4 protein-coding genes and 1 pseudogene are annotated in these 4521 nt (G+C 64.1%); 1 reads left to right on the forward strand and 4 read right to left on the reverse strand.

What is annotated here, in order from left to right:
- The 3 genes and pseudogenes from AC5RTT_RS19735 to AC5RTT_RS19745 form a co-directional block, all read right to left on the reverse strand.
- A pseudogene (locus AC5RTT_RS19735) lies at positions 1-321 on the reverse strand (hypothetical protein); the annotation flags it as partial.
- On the reverse strand, positions 318-1028 hold the full coding sequence (locus tag AC5RTT_RS19740; protein ID WP_494146591.1) for a hypothetical protein: 711 nt from the start codon (positions 1026-1028) through the stop codon (positions 318-320). The gene AC5RTT_RS19740 and the pseudogene AC5RTT_RS19735, both read right to left, overlap by 4 nt.
- 239 nt (positions 1029-1267) lie before the next feature.
- Positions 1268-1888: a TMEM175 family protein gene (locus tag AC5RTT_RS19745; protein ID WP_494146592.1), complete on the reverse strand. Its 621-nt coding sequence runs from the start codon at positions 1886-1888 to the stop codon at positions 1268-1270.
- A gap of 247 nt (positions 1889-2135) precedes the next feature.
- On the opposite strand from AC5RTT_RS19745, the gene AC5RTT_RS19750 reads away from it, so the two are divergent.
- Complete coding sequence (locus AC5RTT_RS19750; protein WP_494146593.1) at positions 2136-2516, forward strand: VOC family protein; 381 nt, start codon at positions 2136-2138, stop codon at positions 2514-2516.
- A 123-nt stretch (positions 2517-2639) separates the two neighbouring features.
- Here the strand turns inward: AC5RTT_RS19750 and AC5RTT_RS19755 are convergent, their stop codons facing one another.
- The gene (locus AC5RTT_RS19755; protein WP_494146594.1) at positions 2640-3863 is read right to left on the reverse strand and encodes a CBM96 family carbohydrate-binding protein; all 1224 of its coding nucleotides are present in this window, start codon (positions 3861-3863) and stop codon (positions 2640-2642) included.
- Between the last annotated feature and the right edge of the window lie 658 nt (positions 3864-4521).

A 4521-nucleotide genomic window follows, 5' to 3' on the forward strand; every position in this document is an offset into this window, starting at 1 on the left:
GGCCCGGACGATGGTCGCCCGGCCGCGGTCCTCCGCGATGCATCGGCGCAGCCAGCGGTCGAGGGCCAGCCACACCACGGCCAGGACCAGGATGGACACCAGCGGCACGAAGAGCGCGTTGATGCTGATCAGGAGGTAATCCTGCACCGAGTACCCGAACAGGCTCACGTTCAGGCCCATGTAGGCGGCCTGGGCATCCGCGCGGGCCCAGCCGAAGTAGAAGAGCAGCGCCGTTGCCACCGTGAGCGGCGGGCCGACGGCGGCGACCACGCCAAAGGCGCGCGACCAGGAGGAACGCTCACCGCCACTGCCCTCGGTCATGGTGCGGTGCCCGACGGCGGCAGGCACGTGCGCGGGTCCGCGTAATCCAGGGTGACGGTCCCCTGCACCGGATAGTCGGCGTCGGCCACGGCAACGCTGACCGTAGCGGGGCCCGCCGCTTCAATGGGCGGGGCCAGGAAGTAAAGGTCGCCGGGCGGATAGTTGAAATCGTCCGGGCTGTTCCGGAACCCCACGGCTGCGATGGCCGTTCCCACGCTGACGGACCGGATCGACCCTGGCGGCAGGCCTTCAAGGGTTCCCACCAGGACGAGCGCCGCGCCGGCGCACACGGGGGCGGGCGGTGAGTTCCGCATATCGTCCTCGAGGAACTTGAGGTCCGCGGGGCAGGCCGTGCCCTGCCTCGGGACCAGGGTGAACGGCACGGCCGGGTTCTGCCGGCGGAAGCCGGCAATGTTCTGCAGCACTTCGTAGGCAGCCATGGACCAGCAGTCGGACGTTGCCAGGGTTGGTGCGGGGATCGTATCGAGGGCCGCGGTGCCACTTGCCCAGGCGGCCTGGTCGCCGTTGAGGCCCTGGCACAGCGTCGGTGCCAGCTCCAGCATGGTGGTTGCTGTGGCGGGATCTCCCTGGGTGGTGCAGTTCAGGCCTTTCAGGTCCACGTACCAGACCGGGTCGCCGCGCCCCACCGGGCCGACGGGCAGCCAGTCGAGCACCACGGCCTCCGGCGCCGGTGGCTGGTTGGGCACCGGGGGACCCGGCGGTTGTGGGGGTGGCAGGTTTGGGGACGGAGCGGAAGAAGGGCTCAAAGAAGCCGTGGCGCCTGTGGAACTTGCGGAGCCTCCGGAAGCCGGGATCCCGCCGTCGTCATCGCTGGCGAAGCAGGCGGGCAGAAGCAGCGCGAGGACCGCCGCCCATGCTGGGGCGGCCAAGCGGTGCAGGCCCTCGTTCACTGCCGCATTATGCCGCGGCAGGCGTTACTGCGCCGTTACTGGGCGGCGGCCGGAGAGCGGCGAGCTGTGAGCCGCCGGATCAGGAGGGCAGCGGGGATGATCAGGAACCACAGGAACGGGGTATTGCTGCCCAGCACGAACGCTGCCGGGATGCTGAGCAGGAACACCGCGGGGGCCGTGAGCCTGGCCAGGAACACACGCCGGTGCTCGACGTCGTCCACCGTGTCATCGGTCAGGCCCTTGCGCCAGGCGTAGGTCCACATGCCGGCGAGCGTCAGGTAGACGCCGGAGATCGTGGCGGCGTACAGCACGCTGGGCCATGGACTCGGATTTCCGCCATAGTCGCTGAGGACGGCGGTGGGCGCGGGGAGCATCACGATGAAAAACAGCAGCAGCATGTTCAGCCACGCGAGCTGCGGGTTGAAGTCCCGGATGCGGAAGAAATCGTTGTGGTGGGACATCCACACCCGCGCGATGATCAGGAACGAAAGCGCGAACGCCAGCAGTTCCGGAATTGCGCCCGCCAGCTCGGCCGTCAGGCGTTCCGGCGGGATGCCCAGGGGCAGCTTGAGGTCCAGCGCCAGGAGCGTGAGGGCGATGGCGAACACCGCGTCGCTGAAGAAAACCATGCGTTCGAGCGGCACCGATTTATCCACGCCAAGACCCCCTGAGCCGAAACACCGATGGCCACATTTTGCCCTATTTCGCTGGCGCTGATTCGGTTCCATAATGGCTTCGTAAGCTTCGGGGACTCCCGCGCTGATGATGGCTGGCGCAGCGGTTCGGATCCCAGGTGGCCGCCCCGGCAGTCGGCGCAAAGGGCGGGCACGCGGCCTGTCCGGAAACGGCACGGCCGGCACAGGGGGAGAGCATCGCCATCAATGCGCAGCAAGGAGATTCGCCATGCTCAAGGATCGGGACGTTATGGGTGTACTGCCCGCGAAGGACATCAACCGGGCCAGGGATTTCTACCGGGACAAGCTGGGCCTTGAACCCGACCAGGTCCTGGGCGAGGAGAACCTGATCTACCGTTGCGGCAAGGGCACGGGATTCCTGCTGTACCAGACGGACAACGCCGGCTCGGCGAAAAACACGCAGATGAGCTGGGTATGTCCGGACTTTGACCGCGAGGTGGAGGACCTGCGGAGCCGCGGCGTGGTGTTCGAGGACTACGACATGCCCGGGCTCAAGACAGAGAACGGCATCGCCACCCTGGACGAGTTCGGCAAGGGCGCCTGGTTCTTGGACAGTGAGGGCAACATCCTTAACATCTCGTCCATGTAGGCACCGGCACTAGCCCGGACGAGGGAAGCAAAGACAAAGTACGACGCCGGCACTTCCCGCCCCAGCACCCCTTACCAGGGTGCGGGGGTGCGGAAGTCCGGCGTCGCCGTCGTGCCTGGCCTTCTAGGCCGTTCCGGCCGCCGCATACACGCGAACCCAATCCACCCGCATCTCCCCTGCGCCGTTGGTGGTGCTGTCCGGGAACCAGTCAAGCTGTAGCGTTTGGTGCATGGAACCGGGAGGCTGGTGCGTTGGGTCGTAGTCCTCAAACCACTTCACCCCATCGACGTAGCCGACGATCCCATTGGGAGACCAGTCAACGGCGTAGTTGTGGAACTGGCTGACATCAATAGGCCTGGACGCAGACGTCTGCGAGTTCGAACATCCATAGTGGTGGAAGAACTTGATGACGTTCCAGTCGCCGGTGGTCTCCGCGTAGTCAACTTCGCCGTCGCAGGGCCAATTCTCACTGTCGGGCCAAAGGATGGACACCATATGGTATTCGTTATCGCCTGACCCCGCCGCGCGGACTTCCCACCGCCCGTACTTCTGGTTTGCAAACCTCGCGCCCATTCCTGCGGTGGTGCCGTCCGGGGTCCCATTCATGACCATTTTGGTACCGTCGACGATAACCTGCTGCGGGCTCCGGATACCGTTACCCGCGTGCCCGGGGCTGTTGTAGACATTCCACTTCGTGGCGTCCGGCGCACCCGTGTAGTTGAATTCGTCGCCAGCTACCGGCGTTCCCCAACCATGGACTACCGCCGCCTCGGTAGGTGGTGCCGTGGTGGGCGCCGTCGTCACCACCAGTCTTGGACGCCTGGCGGAATCAGGAGATTCCTTCGACTTGAACCCGATCCACTTCTGCGCGTTGCTTTCCAGCTTGAAGTTCTGTTCGCCACCCGTTGGGCTTACGCCCTTGGTAACATCCCATTCCACCCAGGAGCCGCTGGCGAACCCGCCGACCTTTCCCAGCCAGGTCCCTCGTGCGGGCGCGGTATTCCAGGTGACGCCCCGCTCGGTCCAGCCGCCAGATGTAGTAAACACATCCACGAACTGAGTGGAAGATGCAGAGGCTTCGGAGAATAACCGGAGCTTGGCTGAAACAACGCGTTCGCCCGCGGGAACGTGGACACTGAACCGAATAAGTGTGTTCCGCCAGATGTACGCCCGGCCGTCCGTGGACAGACGGATGCTGGTCCCGAAGTTGGTGGTCGCCCTGTCCGCCTGCACGAAGGTGTCCATGGTCAGCGAGGTGGTCGCTGCGGCGTTTGCCGATGTAGGAGTGATAATTGCGGTCCCAACCAGAATGGATGAAGCAGCCGCCATGAATTTACGCCAGAACATCAGCCCGGCCCCTATCAAAACGATAATTTCTGTAAAACAGTTATTCCACGCGACACAATTCCGATGTGAGGAAAAACTGGAAAGTCGGGCACTGCCGCAACCGCGGATTGGCCACGCCTAATGAACGCTGCTCTGGATAGTCTTTATTGCAGGCGGCCCAAGCGCTGCAGGAATTATCGAGCCGACTTGGTGCGGCGCTTGCGACGAGGACTGGGGCCTTACTAAGCCATCGGACTTAGCTTGCATTTTCTTGGCTGTTTCTATTGGGGCTTCGATGTATCCAACTGCTTAAAGCCAGCGTCGATCCCCAGCAACAACGATGGCTAATTCCAGATACGCACAGGGTAGACCTGGAGCGGAAGAACGCACAACGATCGTCTGTACCTAATTTCAGGCAATGGGCAATAACCCCTATACCTAAACCGGGGAGTGGACAATAACCCCTATACCCAAGGAGGCCTCCCCATCGTTAAGGGCCCTCCACCAGCCGGAATTCAGCACTTGGCTGAGGCAGCCAAGGTTAGATGGCCGGCTCACGTTTGCCAGTGAACGCTATCCGGAGGGCGCCGCGGAAGGTCAGCCGGCTCCTGCGGCTGACCACGACCACCGCCGCGAGCCCGGTCAGCAGGACCACGATGCCGCCGGCCGCCACGGACCA

It is taken from the genome of Arthrobacter sp. Y3221157, assembly GCF_059089865.1.